Below are 14,664 nucleotides of genomic sequence, written 5' to 3'. Positions count from 1 at the left end.
TTTTTAATTCAGTCATCTACTGCCTAAATGAAAAAGAGCCTGTGACATCTATTTATGTCCCAGACTCGCTTGAATATATATTTAGTGAATGTAGTTATAGCTTGAAGCTTGTGAAGCTGGGATTGTACGGTAATCAACTGTACCTGGTGGTGTATTATAGTTCATTTCTGAAATTAAAATACTACCATCTGGGTTAACACGTTCAACATAAGCTACGTGACCTACAGGTCCTTCGTAATTTTGCATAATTGAACCTGCTGTAGGTGCATTATTAACTGTATAACCATCTGCTGATGCATTATTAGCCCAGTGATCAGCGTTCCACCAGTAAGTACTGATTGGTTGACCAGTTTCCGCTCTACGGTTAAATACATGCCAAGTACATTGTCCCCAGTCATATAGGTTAGCATCACTTGCTGTAGAACCACCTGTATTTGAACTTGGTGTTTCTGTAGCAGTTCCACCTGAACCACCTGTTCCTGTAGTACCTGGAATTGTTAGTGTTTGATTAGGATGTATTAAATATCCATTTAAATTATTAGCTGCGATGATTTCATCAACTGACACACCATATTGATTTGCAATAATGTTTAGTGATTCACCAGATTGAACTGTATGTGATGAACCATTTGAAGTGTTATTTGATGTAGATCCACTTTCTTGTGAGCTACTTCCACCAATTTCAATAACTTGTCCCGGGAATACCATGTTGTTATTGATGTCATTGCTTTGTTTGATTTCGTCTACTGAAACACCATATTGTTGTGAAATTGACCAAAGTGACTCACCAGATTTTACTGTATGTTGTGTTGACGCATCGGCTTCATGATTGGCGATAACGGCTGCCGCGCCTGAAGCTACTGTAACTGCAAATGCTAACTTTTTCAAAAGAACTCCTCCTTCAATTCCTATATATCTAACCGTAAATATGTATTAAATATATTCGTTAGTGTTTTTAATCTGAATTCACGTTCCATACTAACAAAAATCATTTGCTTTGTGTACGTTGTTATCAAGATGTAATATTATTAAAATTTCGTAATGCCATGTTTATATGAAATAAATACTTTTACTGCGCCATTTACAAGTCTTTCTGTTATTTCAAGTAAGATGATATTTATTTCAAATGTAACATAAGCGGATATAAAAAAAGTCTATAAATAATAAATTTTAAAAATATTGTATATTCAATGTTTGTTTATTTGAAAAAACGTGAACATTAAAGTATTACGCATTATTTTTGTGGAAAATTTAAAAAGTACATGCTATTAATATAGACGTTTAATGTTATGATTAAACGCATATATTTTATTTATTTATAGTAGCTTTTGGAATTGAGGAGTGATTGCGTTGGCTGAAACAGCACAACATGTAAATAACCAGCAAAAAAAGACTAAAGAACAATCAAAATCACATGCATACGGAAAAGTTTGGCTCTTTTTTGTATATTATTGGATTATTTTTGGAATAGGTTGTTATTTTGGACAATACCTACCAATGTCATGGAGACAACCACTTTCTTTTGTACTGCTCGGTTTAGTATTAATAACTTTAATTTTTAATAGAGCGCGTAAGTATGGGCTTGTGATTTCTCATATCTATGCCATTATACTTGGGTTGCTATCCTATGCAACGTTTACGGCGTATTTACAGAATTTAGGGCCAGAGGTTTTTTATAAGAATATTATATTAGCCATATCTGCCTTTATTGTATTTGGATTGATTGGATTTTTCGTTATTGGAAATGCAGCGAGCATGGGTAAATACCTTTTTGTAACACTCATTGCATTAATTGTTGCAAGTTTAATAGGTATGTTTATCCAGAATCCAATTTTCCATACAATTATTACAGTTGTAGGATTATTGCTATTTTTACTCTATACGTTATATGACTTTAACCGCATGAAACGGGGTCAGTTCTCACCGAGAGAAATGGGTTTCAACTTGTTTATTAACTTACTTCATATTATAAAATATGTATTAAGACTTGCCAACAGAATGAGAAAATAGTTAAATAAAGTATATATATAATCCAAAAAATATTATTACACCCTTAAAATTACTTTCTACAGTAATTTATAAGGGTGTTTTTTTAAAATCTAGTGTAATTTTAAATTTTGTGAACTATTTAAAAGTTTAATAATACTATAGCTGTATTTTAAAATTTAGTTCGATTAATACAAAAAAATGTTGACAAAATTAATTATTTTATTCAAAATTACCTAAAGACTAAAAGTATGTTAATTGAAATATTTGGGGTATGACGTGATTAAGCTAGAATTAATAGTGAAGTGAGCGTTTAATGCATAGCCTATGACAATATTCGAAAGAGGTTAAATTATGAAAGCGCAATGCTTAAATATTATTTCTAAGCACAAGTATCCTACTAAGCGCGTGACAGACGGTATATTATTATTATTTCCTTTAAAGGATGCCGTTGAAGTACAGCATTTTATAACAAATGTAGAAGTTGAAGAAGATTTTCTTATCGTGAATAATACAGAAATATTTAGAATCAAAAGAAACGAAATGTCGCTATTATTATATATTTCTAGTGATTGGTTTCATGAACGAGGATATTCATTTTTTGAGTATCAATATACATCTAAGTTGATACAATCTTCGAGCAAATTATTTGAAGCTTTATTAAATTTAGCAAAGCATCATTTAGATCAAACACTGACAAATGAACTATATGAAACTTATATGTATAAAATCGTTGATATTATTGCGACAGAAGCTAAGATTGATGTTAATTATTTAAAACAACAAACAGATTATTCATTTTATGGTATTACAGGTGAAATGTTAGATTACGTAAATACACATTTACATAAAAGACTAACATTGAAAGCAATTGCCAATAAAGTGTTTATATCACAATCAAATATATCAAGCCAATTTTATAATACATTAGGCATGCGATTTAAAACTTATGTAGACACGTTAAAATTATCAGTATCAATCGGTCCATTATTAGACGGGGAACTTACGATTTCTGAAATTTCAGATGCTTATGGTTTTAGTAGTTCTGCGAGTTATAGTAAAAAATTTAAACATTATTTTGGATATTCACCTAAAGAATATCGACAACTTACAAAATCAGATAAAGTCTTTAATATTGTAACAAAAGACGATGAGCAAAACTTTGAGGAAACGCAACAAATCATTGCCAAAAAATTACAGAAACTAAATGTCCAAAATAATTATATTTGTTTAGATATCAATGAAATGGCAGAATCTAACAACGATGCAATCGTCATTCAAATCCATTCTTTAGAAGAATTTCGTAATTTATTTGATAACCAAAGTATGCGCTATATCTTTGAAGGCTCACAAAAAGTATTAGTTTATTGCATGATAGATGTTGAATCATTACGAGGTGCTTTTACAACAGATGTGGATTGCGGTTTTATAAAATTTGTGTTGAATATAAATGTTAATATAGCATTTCAAATTCAAACAGATGAAGAAGTGAATATTTATATAGATGAGATCTATAGTCAATACAAATCATATGTACAATCACATCCTGAGTTGTTAGAAGATAGCATGCACTCGGTCAGCTACGTCTTTGATCTTTCAACGATGCCTCTTAAAGAAATATATCGCAATATCATTAAAATACAACGTTATAGAAAAAATGTGAAATTTGGTGTTGATATTACACATTTATTCAATCAGCCAGAAGCGTTTAAAAATATGGAGCCTCAATTGAAGCGCATTGGATTTGATTACTATTTTATTGATAATCATAAATTATCATCATCTTATCTTAATGAAGATCATGAAGAGTTACTTACCAAAGAAGTGTTTAAATTCAGTAATATTAAAAAAATAATGAGTGAAATGCAGTTAGAAGAAAGAAAATATTATCTTTTAAATGTTCATAATAATTTTTTATTAAATGATGATCATATGGAGTTAATAGAAAGTCCGCCATTATTGATGAGTATGTTTAAGAAAGCGCGTGGAAACTTCTTTGGTGTCGGTATAGATTTAGTTAAACAAGAGGATAAGAAACATGCATTGTATTTATATGATAGAAATGGATTCCGTTCTATTCTAGGTAATATATATGAAAGATTAATGGAAAAGAGTAAATCTAGCGTGAAAGAATATGATTATTATACGGTAGCACATCACCCACACAAAATCACAATTTTTGTGGGTGACTGGCGTGTAGTTGAGAGTGAAAATGCTTTAGATCACGAAGAACAAAACATCCAAATTCATATCAACTTTAAGGATATGATGTTGCGACGTGCTTATGTTATTTTTTATGAAACTATAAGCAACGTGTACGGTAATATTAATTACGCGATTCCTGAGCACTTACGTAACCATTATCAATGGTCAAATGAATGTATTAAGAAAATAGATGAATATAATAAACCTGAATTCAGTGTGTTTGAGCATCATTTTGAAGAAGAAACTTTGACATTAAATTTAGATTATAATACAGTGCACATTATTGATATATATAAAAGATCAACACATAATAAAATTTATAAAATGCAATATTGAAAAAGCGTTATGAAACTTAATTTATTATTGTTCGCAATTTTGACAAACCTATAATTACAAATGATAAGGACAAGCAATTACATTTTATGGATAATTATATTGTATTGCTTACTAGCATTTGGAGGTGTAACAACAATGAATGAAGAGAAAAAAGCGCAATTTTTAAATGTTTATAAAAAGTATAAACGTGTGATGCATTACGTTGAAGAAACCTATAAGTTAACAATGAATGATGTAGCTATCTTAGAACTTATACGACATAACTGTAGGAATCAAAATATGCTAATGCAATCATTTTTAAAAATTGCAACAACAGAAGATGAACGTAAAGTCTACTTATTTATGAATGACGACAACGCAGAAAAATATGAGACTCTACTTGATGATATTGAAGCATATGTAAAATAATCATTCATTATTAACACGAAATTTTTATATGAAAATAGAATATAAATATAACGACGAGCCTAAGACATAAATAGATGTCTTGGGCTCGTTTTCAATTAGGGAGTAGATGGCTATATTGAAAATGCAATGTTCTCACTTGTTTAAAGAAAAGATGTTTCTATTTTTATAGAATAGCGTCGTCTTTATGCATAAGCTAAAACATAGATATGACACGTAAAAATGCTTGTGAGACATATGCGTGAGCGTTAGCCCAGGTAAACCCACGCCTGTTTTTTAGTATATAAGGTGAATAAACAAAATGGATGTTATGGGCTTACATCTATATTCTCTGTGGAAATTATTGTATAATATAACATGTTAATCAATGTAGTTATTGAGAAAGTGAGATGGAAATATGGGACGTAAATGGAATAATATTAAGGAAAAAAAGGCCCAAAAGGATAAAAATACAAGTAGAATTTATGCTAAATTTGGTAAAGAAATTTATGTGGCTGCTAAATCTGGAGAACCAGATCCTGAGTCAAACCAAGCATTGCGTCTAACTTTAGAACGCGCGAAGACATATTCAGTGCCTAACCATATTATTGAAAAAGCGATTGAAAAAGCAAAAGGTTCTGGTGAAGAGAACTACGACGAACTACGATACGAGGGATTCGGTCCAAGTGGTTCAATGATTATCGTAGATGCTTTGACTGATAATGTGAATAGAACAGCTTCTGATGTTCGTTCAGCTTTTGGTAAAAACGGTGGCAACATGGGTGTCTCTGGTTCGGTTGCGTATATGTTTGAATACACGGCAGTCTTTGGTATAGAAGATAAATCAGCGGATGATATATTGGAATCATTAATGGAACAAGATATAGATGTGAGAGATGTTATAGATGAGAATGGATTAACGATTGTCTATGCTGAACCGGATCAATTCGCTCAGGTGCAAGATGCATTACGTGAAACAGGCGTTGATACATTTAAAGTAGCTGAATTTGAAATGTTACCACAAACAGATATTGAGTTATCAGCAGAAGACCAAGAAACATTTGAAACATTAGTAGAAGCGTTAGAAGATTTAGACGATGTACAAAATGTATTCCATAATGTGGATTTGAAGTAGTATGGAACAAACAGTACAACGTTGGATTTCACAATTAGCATTGCAACCGCATCCAGAAGGTGGCTATTATAAAGAAGTTACCAAAGGTAACCATGATAAAGACATGGGTAGAGCAGCTTACACAAGTATTTATTTTTTGCTAACTTATCATAATATTTCACATTTTCATCGTATCGATGCTGATGAAATTTGGTATCATCATGAGGGTGATTCACTCACAATTCACATGATTTCTCCGAATGGCCAATATGAAAAGGTGACATTAGGTAAGCATATTGAAGCGGGTGACGTATTACAATACGTCGTTCCTAAAGGTACGATTTTTGCATCTAGCGTAGAAGATGAAAATGCATATGCTTTGGTTGGCTGTATGTGTCAACCAGGCTTTGAATTTGAACATTTTGAATTGCTTAGTAAAGAGTGGCTAAATAAACATCATCCAGAATTAACAGAGATAAATGAACGCTATGCTTTAACAACAGATGAAATAGAAAAAAATAATAAATAAGTGAAAGAGTCTGGGACATAAATAGATACCCCAGACTCTTTTTTGAATTAAGCAGTAGATGATTGAATTGAAAATGTAATGTCTCATTTATTTAAAGAAACGTTGCTTCATTAATAAGCTACGCATTTCTTTTGAAATTCAAGAAATGCGTAGCTTAATTTATGATATATCTAAGATCACATCGCCATAAAATGGGTTGTTTTAATATGCAATCTCTTCATTTACCGTATTTGCGTAAGACAAGATATTTAAAATTATTTCGCAGTGCCAAAGACTTCATTTGCGATTTCGACAACGTAAGCTAATTTTTTCCATTGCGCGTCTTCAGTCAATTTATTTCCTTCTTCTGTAGAAGCAAAGCCACATTGTGGGCTTAAGCATATTTGATCTAAAGTAATGTATTTTTGTGCTTCTTCAATACGCTTAAGAATCGTTGCTTTATCTTCTAAATCACCATTTTTTGATGTAAATAATCCTAACACTGCTGCAGATTTGTCTTTAGGGAAGAAACGTAAAGGTTCAAAGTCACCAGAACGTTCATCATCATATTCTAAGAAAAATCCACCAAGTTGTTCTTGGAATAAATAAGGTGCTACAGGTTCATAGCCACCTGAAATTGCCCAAGTAGATTGATAGTTACCACGGCAAATGTGTGTGGTAATGAGTAAATCTTCTGGTAAATCTTTAACAGCTTCATTGACAACTTGATAGGCAAGTTGACGTGCAGCTTCTTTTTCTTCTTCAGTTCGATCACGACCACGCGTCTTTTGTGTACCTGAAGTTAGGTTTGCCCAATAAACATCGTCTAATTGAATGTAACGTGCGCCTAATTCGTAAAATTTAAGTAGGCTATCATGATAGGCTTTTGCGACGTCATGCGCAAAGTCTTCTATATCTGGATAAATCTCTTCATTTAAAATATTAGGATGAAATAATTGATTAGGGCTTGGTATAGAGACTTTAGATGTAGCACGTCCATCTACTTTGTCATGTAAAAATTTGAAATGCTCAAAGTGAGGATGATCTGGATTGAATTGTACTTTGCTAATGATTTTAACATTGTGATTTCGTGTCTCTACACCTTCGAATTCTAAACCACGGTCTGAGGTATAACCTTCTACGCCATTTAAATTTTCTAGGAAATCGAAATGCCACCAACTTCTGCGAAACTCTCCATCAGTGATACTATGTAATCCAATTTCAAGTTGTTTTTCAATGATGTGCTCAATTTCCTCATCTTCAACTTGTTTCAATGCCTGTGCATCGATAATGTTGTTTTGGTAATCCTGGCGTGCTTGTTTTAAGCGTTCAGGACGTAATAAACTGCCGACATGATCGGCTCTAAATGGTCTTTGAATAACTGCCATGGTTCTATCTCCTTTATTTATAGAATTTTCAGAAAAATATAGATAAAATTTAACAGAATTCATAAAGATTGTCAATTTCGCTTTTACGCTATGAAATATAGTACAATAATAATAATCAAATTTTCTGCAGTGCAAATTGAATGCTGACAATATAATTCATGAGATGACATAAAGAAGACAGTTTTATATAATAATGTTAAGGAGTTGGTGACAGTGAAAGTAAAATATATCGATAAGCGTCACTGGCGTCGCATCATTGATAGAGAATATACTGAGGTCAAGGTGAACAATAATAAGTTCAAAGGAATCATTGGTTTGGTCACAATGAATAAAGTACGAGAACCATTAGAGGTTTCAGTTGTAGGTCAAAATATTATTGTTGCTGATGATAACTATCAATGGTTACAAATCTTACCTGAGAAAAAGCGCTATAGTATTACAGTGATGTTAGATGACAAGGGCAATCCGTTGGAATATTATTTTGATATAAATATAAAAAATGTTACACAAAAAGGTAATGCACGCACAATTGATTTATGTCTGGATGTACTTGTATTACCCAATGGCGAATATGAACTTGTAGACCAAGACGATTTAGAACGCGCTTTAGAGTCAGGGCAAATTACGAGAAAGCAGTATCACGAAGCTTATGTAATTGCACATCAATTAATGATTAAAATTGATGCAGATTTTCAATCGATGCAAGATAAGATTATGTATTGCTTTTATAAAATTAAACAAAAGGCAAAGCAACATAAGCAAGGTGTTACAAAAACGCAAGCACAGCATAAACCGAAAGATCATAAAGCTAAAACACACAAGCATAAGCCCTCGCACAAACAAGAAAAACACATCAATCAAGCGAAAAATGAAAGATCTGAAACAAAATCTCAGCATAAAAAAGGTACATTTGAACAATGGAGTCAGAAGTCTTCATCTAGACCCAAAGAAAAATAGAAACTGATTAATATGCATAACAAACTTAATCGCTCATTATGCAGTATGTAGTCCTTTGAAAAATAGGATAGGAGTCATTAAAAAAACGTGTTATATTGAACCATACACATAGAATAAAAGACATTTGAAACATAACTTGAATGTCTTTTATTTATTTTAATTGCTGAACTATAGTGAAAGTAGCGAGGACGAACTGAAAAGATTATTGTGGTTAGTATGAAATGAAATATTAAGATAAAACGTGCGTATTGAAGTATGAGTCAGTTTGTTTATAGTTTACATTATGGGCATAATGGAAAATATATTGTAATGAAATGGAAGCGGCTACAGAAACGTGCATAAAAAATAGGGGGATAATTATGAAGATAGACGATTATCGCTTGTTAACTACGCTTGATGAAACTAAAACACTTAGGAAAGCAGCAGAAATATTATATATTTCTCAACCTGCAGTCACGCAACGTCTAAAGGCCATTGAGAATGCTTTTGGCGTAAATGTATTTATTCGAACAAAGAAACAATTGATTACGACTACTGAAGGCGCAATGATTATTGAGCATGCTAGAGAAATGCTTAATAGAGAACGTCTATTCTTAGACAAAATGCAAGCGCATATTGGCGAAGTAAATGGTACGATATCGATTGGTTGTTCATCTTTAATTGGACAAACATTATTGCCAGAAGTTTTAAACTTATATACACGACAATTTCCAAACGTAGAAATTCAAGTTCAAGTAGGTTCAAGTGAACAGATAAAAGCAAATCATAGAGATTACCATGTCATGATTATTCGTGGTAATAAAATGATGAATTTAAGTAATACGCATCTTTTCAATGATGAACATTTCTTTATTCATCCCAAAAATCGCAATGATGAAGTAGATAAGATGCCATTTATTGAATTTCAAGCTGATCCAATTTATATTAATCAGATAAAAGAATGGTATGGTAGTCAAATAGGTCAAGATTATCATGCGATGATTACTGTTGACCAAGTTGCTACATGTAAAGAAATGTTATTGAATGGTGTAGGCGTTACGATTTTACCTGAAATTATGATGAAACATCTCGATCGAGAGCAATTTGAATTCCAACGTGTAAATATTGATGAAAAACCATTGATTCGTTCAACATTTTTAAGCTACGATGCGAGTATGAAGCAATTACCTCAAGTAGAATCATTTATCAATTTAATGATGGAATATGTTGAATCATAAACGACAAACCATCTCAACTTTCTTATAGTTAGAAATATTTCCATATTGGAATACTTACTTTCACACTGTTGAACATATTATTTATAGAATAGAGGTTGGCTATATGTTTAGTGCCTTATTACATATCAAGAATTACAAATTATTTGTAATTAATATGATGCTATTGGGAATGGGAATTGCGATTACCGTACCTTATTTAGTGTTATTTGCTACAAATGATTTAGGAATGACGTCCTCTCAATACGGGTTATTATTAGCTTTAGCAGCAATAAGTCAATTTATTGTAAATACAATTGTGGCACGATTTTCAGATACGCGAAATATAAATAGGAAATTGATTATTGTTGCTGCCCTGTTTATGGGGGCTGTAAGTTTTTCTATTTATTTTTATATTCATGAAATTTGGATTTTTATAGCGATGTATGCGATTTTTCAAGGGTGTTTTGCACCTGCAATGCCACAAATGTATGCCTCGGCAAGAGAATCAATTAATGCCTCCGCGTCTAAAAATAAAGCCAAATTTGCAAATGCTGTCTTGAGATCAATGTTTTCATTTGGATTTTTATTTGGTCCTTTAATAGGTGCTTTGCTATTAAGCGCAAATGGTTATTCTGGGCTGTTTGGGGGCACCATTACAATTATAATCTTCACTTTACTACTGCAAGTTTTCTTTTTTAAAGATATTAAAACGGAACACACTGTTTCCGATGTGAACCATGTAGAAGCAGCTGCACCAAATATGTTAAAAGATAAAGTATTATTAGTTCCATTTTTAGCGTTTATCTTATTGCATATTGGGCAATGGATGTATACGTTGAATATGCCATTGTTCGTTACAAACTATTTAAATGAACCTGAAGGGTTTGTCGGCGGTTTGGCAAGTTTATGTGCAGGATTAGAAGTACCATTTATGGTATTACTCGGTATTTTATCTGCTAAATTAACAACGCGCACACTATTAATATTAGGCGGTTTATTTGGTGGATTATTTTACTTTAGCATTGGGGTATTCGAAAGCCTTGTAATGATGTTTGTTGGCCAAGTATTCTTAGCCATATTTTTAGCAATTTTACTTGGGCTAGGTATTAGCTATTTCCAAGATATATTACCAGATTTTCCGGGTTATGCGTCGACATTATTTGCTAATGCGATGGTTATTGGTCAATTATGTGGGAATTTATTAGGTGGTATCATGAGTCAATGGGTTGGTTTAGGCAATGTATTTTATGTCTCAGCAGCTTCAATATTTGTTGGCATGATACTGATTTTCTTTACTAAAGATCAAAAATTTACAGAAGAAAGTATGGAGTAGATAATCATGACAGTAATTTTATGGCTATGTATTATAGCAGCATTTGTTTTAGCATTTATTGGATTAATTAAACCCATTATTCCTTCAGTATTAGTGTTATGGGTCGGTTTTTTAATTTATCAATTTGGTTTTCATAATGGCAACTTATCATGGGTATTTTATGTTTCTATGATATTATTCACGGTATTTATTCTTGTTGCTGATTTTATTATGAATAAATACTTTGTAAATAAATTTGGTGGTTCAAAGTTAAGTGAACTGGTTGCACTTGTCGGTGTCATCGTCGGTTGTTTTGTCTTTCCACCTTTTGGCATTATTATAGTTCCATTTGTTGCAGTGCTTGTTGTAGAAATGATTCAAGAGCCTAACTTAACTAAAGCGCTAAAAGCGAGCTTTGGTTCGGTCGTTGCCTTTTTAGCAAGCTCAGTAGCACAGGCAATCATTATGATTATTATGGTGATTTGGTTCTTTGTAGATGCCTTACTTATAAACTAAATCAGTATACCTTCGTGTTGATGGTTCATTTTTAAAATAACTTTTGTAAGATGTTATTTTAGATTTGAATGATCAACATTTTTTATATGTGCGATTAATTTTAACTACACATATAATGTAAGCGGATTTATATAAAAAAACAGTAAAAATTAAGCAATACCCTTGTTTTAAGCAATCGCATTTTAGTATAATCACAATCATGTTTAAAAAATACGTAATGGGAGGTAAGTCGAAAATGAAATATCCTATAGCGATATGGATGCTTGCAATTGGTGCGTTTGCAATTGGCATGACAGAGTTTGTTATTATGGGGTTATTGCCTAATATTGCACGAGATTTTGACGTGACGGTGAGTCAAGCAGGACAATTGATCACTGGTTATGCATTGGGTGTAGCAATCGGTGGACCTATCATAGTTATGTTGACAATAAAATGGAATAGAAAATATTTGTTGATTGTATTGATGGGAATATTTATTATAGGGAATCTTACAGCATCGTTTAGTCCTAATTATGGGTTTATGATGACAAGTCGAATTATTACCTCTTTAGCACATGGTTCGTTCTTTGGTATTGGTTCTATACTTGCGGCAAGTATGGTAAGACCTGAAAAGCGTGCGAGCGCAATGGCACTTATGTTTATGGGGTTAAGTATGAGTAATATATTAGGTGTACCTTTTGGTACATTAATTGGTCAAAACTTTGGTTGGCCTATGACGTTTATTATTATTTCGATTATTGGGGCACTTGCACTGATTGGCATTATTATTTTCGTTCCTATGCAACGTGAAACGATTAAGTCATCTGTCTTAAATGAATTACAAATTTTAAAAGAAAAGCGCTTGTGGCTAACGCTTGCAGTGACATTGTTTGGTTTTAGTAGTGTGTTTGCATACTTTACTTATATTTCTACTGTGCTCATAGATGTCTCCAATGTACAAGAAAACTTAATCTCTTATCTGTTAATTATATTTGGTATAGGGGTTACTCTTGGTAATGTCGTTGGTGGTAAGCTGGCAGATTGGAATTTAAATAAAGCTTTAAAAATCATTTTTATCGTCTTTATTCTATATTTCATCTTATTATACTTCGTTCAAATGAATAGTATTTTAATGGTAGCAGGCATCTTCTTCTTTGGTTTGATTGGCTTTAGTATGAGCCCGTCATTACAATTTAAGAGTACTTTAATCTCTCAAGATGCACCAACACTTGCAAGTACGTTGAATCAATCTGCATTTAATTTAGGTAATGCTTTAGGTGCCTTCATAGGAGGCGTCGTGGTTACGAATTTACCTATAGCATCATTAAGTTTAATAGCACCTATATTAACGGTTATTGGACTCATTTTCTTATTAGTGAGTATTCGTGTTGAGAAAAAAGAAGGACTAAATATTTAATATAGACATATTAAATAATAGATAAAAGTAGGGCGATGAAATCATATTTTAAATAAGATTTCGTTGTCCTACTTTTTTATAACTATGCACTGTTTATAAAGAAGTGTTGGCATCTTTATTGATAAAGTGATGATCGATATAGAGTGAAACTGGAATAACGATAAAAGAAATAATGATAAAGGTCCAATTACTAATTAAGAGATAAGGGCCTATCGCTAAAAAAGATTGTGGAACAAAAAATACATAGAAAGTTGCAAATAATAAAAGGATAATGCTGATATAAGTGCCAATCCATGTCCAATGTGATTTAGTAAAACATTGCATTTGCACAGTTTTAAATATTACCCAAATAAATAAGAAAATGATAATAAAACCGACAATTAACATAAGAGGGAAGGTATAAATATATAAACGTTTTGCGCCAATGAAAAATCCAATAAAACCTTTTAAAAAACAAAAAATACCTATAAATAATAAGATATGTTGAAATATATATTTGAATATATTAGTTATAGTTTCATTAGGTAACTTTTTGATTTCGTTTTTAGCATGCGCTTTAGGATCATGATTAAAGAAATCCATTGCGAGGGTGCCTTCCTTTTCGGCCTGTAATAACTGATGTAAAATGCGGTTTAACATTTTTTCAGATGCATGTGGATTTACGCTTAAATCAGCTCGTACATAAGTCATATAATTTTCAAACGTTTCTCTATCTGTATTATTTAATCTAAGTGATTTCACATTATTTTCACGCATTAATTTATCAGTGGATTTCATTTGAATTTCGCTACCTTTTTTTAGAATATATTTATAAGATAAGAATTATTATGACTAATATCATAATATAAATCAACAAGCTTTTATAAGGAGTATATATGAATCGATTAACAATTAAACAGACACAATATATTAACCGAATTGCTGAAGTGCATGAAGCAGAACTAGAACGGCAAAATACTACATATAAAAAGACTAAACTTTCTGTTGCTTTGCGTATTGAAATGATTGAACATGGTTTAAGATACAGTGACGATACAATATTGATGCAAACAGAAGGTGAACGGTTGATTGGTTTTATTTGGGCACGATATGATAAAACACTGAAAACGGCGTTAATTGAGATGTTATATGTTGAAACTACTCACCGTAATCAGGGTGTTGCAACTAAGCTAAAAAAAGAGATTGAAGCATGGGCACGAGATAAAGGGGCGTATACAATAGAAAGTACTGTAGCTTATTCGAACAAAAAAATGCAAAAAATGAATTTTAACATGGGTTATGATATGAATAAGGTTGTTATGGTCAAAAACTTATTGGTAAATAATGAAGATAAGCATAAATAATGATAAAATATATATTATTATGA

The 14,664-nt window shown here is 31.8% G+C and carries 14 protein-coding genes; 11 read left to right on the top strand and 3 right to left on the bottom strand.

Annotated features, from left to right (window positions below; translation table 11 throughout):
* Window positions 1–81: 81 nt before the first annotated feature.
* Window positions 82–888 (bottom strand): LysM peptidoglycan-binding domain-containing protein, encoded by an 807-nt coding sequence (locus tag SSP_RS10300; protein ID WP_011303705.1) that lies wholly within the window; start codon window positions 886–888, stop codon window positions 82–84.
* Between the two features lie 462 nt (window positions 889–1,350).
* Here SSP_RS10300 and SSP_RS10295 point away from each other — a divergent pair, with 462 nt between their 5' ends.
* From SSP_RS10295 to SSP_RS10275, 5 genes are all read left to right on the top strand, one after another.
* On the top strand, window positions 1,351–2,010 hold the full coding sequence (locus tag SSP_RS10295) for a Bax inhibitor-1/YccA family protein (protein ID WP_011303704.1): 660 nt from the start codon (window positions 1,351–1,353) through the stop codon (window positions 2,008–2,010).
* 330 nt (window positions 2,011–2,340) lie between these two features.
* Window positions 2,341–4,527 carry an AraC family transcriptional regulator gene (locus tag SSP_RS10290; RefSeq protein ID WP_011303703.1) on the top strand — a complete coding sequence of 729 codons (2,187 nt, stop codon included), beginning with the start codon at window positions 2,341–2,343 and terminating at the stop codon, window positions 4,525–4,527.
* A 135-nt stretch (window positions 4,528–4,662) separates the two neighbouring features.
* On the top strand, window positions 4,663–4,935 hold the full coding sequence (locus SSP_RS10285; RefSeq protein ID WP_011303702.1) for a hypothetical protein: 273 nt from the start codon (window positions 4,663–4,665) through the stop codon (window positions 4,933–4,935).
* A 394-nt stretch (window positions 4,936–5,329) separates the two neighbouring features.
* Window positions 5,330–6,046 (top strand): YebC/PmpR family DNA-binding transcriptional regulator, encoded by a 717-nt coding sequence (locus tag SSP_RS10280; protein ID WP_011303701.1) that lies wholly within the window; start codon window positions 5,330–5,332, stop codon window positions 6,044–6,046.
* Between the two features lies 1 nt (window position 6,047).
* Complete coding sequence (locus tag SSP_RS10275) at window positions 6,048–6,554, top strand: cupin domain-containing protein (RefSeq protein WP_011303700.1); 507 nt, start codon at window positions 6,048–6,050, stop codon at window positions 6,552–6,554.
* A gap of 254 nt (window positions 6,555–6,808) precedes the next feature.
* Here the strand turns inward: SSP_RS10275 and SSP_RS10270 are convergent, their stop codons facing one another.
* Window positions 6,809–7,921 carry a 5-methyltetrahydropteroyltriglutamate--homocysteine S-methyltransferase gene (locus tag SSP_RS10270; RefSeq protein WP_011303699.1) on the bottom strand — a complete coding sequence of 371 codons (1,113 nt, stop codon included), beginning with the start codon at window positions 7,919–7,921 and terminating at the stop codon, window positions 6,809–6,811.
* 213 nt (window positions 7,922–8,134) lie between these two features.
* Between SSP_RS10270 and SSP_RS10265 the strand changes: the two genes are divergently transcribed.
* From SSP_RS10265 to SSP_RS10245, 5 genes are all read left to right on the top strand, one after another.
* On the top strand, window positions 8,135–8,878 hold the full coding sequence (locus SSP_RS10265) for a DUF402 domain-containing protein (protein ID WP_011303698.1): 744 nt from the start codon (window positions 8,135–8,137) through the stop codon (window positions 8,876–8,878).
* A 359-nt stretch (window positions 8,879–9,237) separates the two neighbouring features.
* Window positions 9,238–10,095, top strand: coding sequence for a LysR family transcriptional regulator (locus SSP_RS10260; RefSeq protein ID WP_002483989.1), 858 nt, complete (start codon window positions 9,238–9,240; stop codon window positions 10,093–10,095).
* A 103-nt stretch (window positions 10,096–10,198) separates the two neighbouring features.
* Window positions 10,199–11,407: a sugar efflux transporter gene (locus SSP_RS10255; protein ID WP_011303697.1), complete on the top strand. Its 1,209-nt coding sequence runs from the start codon at window positions 10,199–10,201 to the stop codon at window positions 11,405–11,407.
* 6 nt (window positions 11,408–11,413) lie between these two features.
* A complete protein-coding gene (locus tag SSP_RS10250) occupies window positions 11,414–11,902 on the top strand; it encodes a DUF456 domain-containing protein (protein ID WP_011303696.1) in 489 nt (162 codons plus the stop codon).
* 235 nt (window positions 11,903–12,137) lie between these two features.
* Entirely contained in the window at window positions 12,138–13,298 is a 1,161-nt protein-coding gene (locus SSP_RS10245; protein WP_011303695.1) for an MFS transporter, read from the top strand.
* A 93-nt stretch (window positions 13,299–13,391) separates the two neighbouring features.
* On the opposite strand, the gene SSP_RS10240 is transcribed toward SSP_RS10245, so the two are convergent.
* Window positions 13,392–14,075, bottom strand: coding sequence for a DUF1129 family protein (locus tag SSP_RS10240; protein ID WP_011303694.1), 684 nt, complete (start codon window positions 14,073–14,075; stop codon window positions 13,392–13,394).
* A gap of 98 nt (window positions 14,076–14,173) precedes the next feature.
* Here SSP_RS10240 and SSP_RS10235 point away from each other — a divergent pair, with 98 nt between their 5' ends.
* Window positions 14,174–14,641: a GNAT family N-acetyltransferase gene (locus SSP_RS10235; protein ID WP_011303693.1), complete on the top strand. Its 468-nt coding sequence runs from the start codon at window positions 14,174–14,176 to the stop codon at window positions 14,639–14,641.
* The last annotated feature ends 23 nt before the right edge of the window (window positions 14,642–14,664 follow it).

Source organism: Staphylococcus saprophyticus subsp. saprophyticus ATCC 15305 = NCTC 7292 (assembly GCF_000010125.1).
Taxonomy (GTDB): domain Bacteria; phylum Bacillota; class Bacilli; order Staphylococcales; family Staphylococcaceae; genus Staphylococcus; species Staphylococcus saprophyticus.
The sequence above is the reverse complement of the archived record's forward strand: the minus strand, read 5'-3'. Positions and strand labels throughout refer to the sequence as shown.

What these genes read in the sequence shown, in the direction of transcription:
- SSP_RS10280 (WP_011303701.1), top strand. Translation starts at nt 5,330, where the DNA reads ATGGGACGTAAATGGAATAATATTAAGGAAAAAAAGGCCCAAAAGGAT.
- SSP_RS10255 (WP_011303697.1), top strand. Translation starts at nt 10,199, where the DNA reads ATGTTTAGTGCCTTATTACATATCAAGAATTACAAATTATTTGTAATT.
- SSP_RS10235 (WP_011303693.1), top strand. Translation starts at nt 14,174, where the DNA reads ATGAATCGATTAACAATTAAACAGACACAATATATTAACCGAATTGCT.
- SSP_RS10250 (WP_011303696.1), top strand. Translation starts at nt 11,414, where the DNA reads ATGACAGTAATTTTATGGCTATGTATTATAGCAGCATTTGTTTTAGCA.
- SSP_RS10240 (WP_011303694.1), bottom strand. Translation starts at nt 14,075, where the DNA reads ATGAAATCCACTGATAAATTAATGCGTGAAAATAATGTGAAATCACTT.
- SSP_RS10290 (WP_011303703.1), top strand. Translation starts at nt 2,341, where the DNA reads ATGAAAGCGCAATGCTTAAATATTATTTCTAAGCACAAGTATCCTACT.
- SSP_RS10245 (WP_011303695.1), top strand. Translation starts at nt 12,138, where the DNA reads ATGAAATATCCTATAGCGATATGGATGCTTGCAATTGGTGCGTTTGCA.
- SSP_RS10285 (WP_011303702.1), top strand. Translation starts at nt 4,663, where the DNA reads ATGAATGAAGAGAAAAAAGCGCAATTTTTAAATGTTTATAAAAAGTAT.
- SSP_RS10260 (WP_002483989.1), top strand. Translation starts at nt 9,238, where the DNA reads ATGAAGATAGACGATTATCGCTTGTTAACTACGCTTGATGAAACTAAA.
- SSP_RS10275 (WP_011303700.1), top strand. Translation starts at nt 6,048, where the DNA reads ATGGAACAAACAGTACAACGTTGGATTTCACAATTAGCATTGCAACCG.
- SSP_RS10270 (WP_011303699.1), bottom strand. Translation starts at nt 7,921, where the DNA reads ATGGCAGTTATTCAAAGACCATTTAGAGCCGATCATGTCGGCAGTTTA.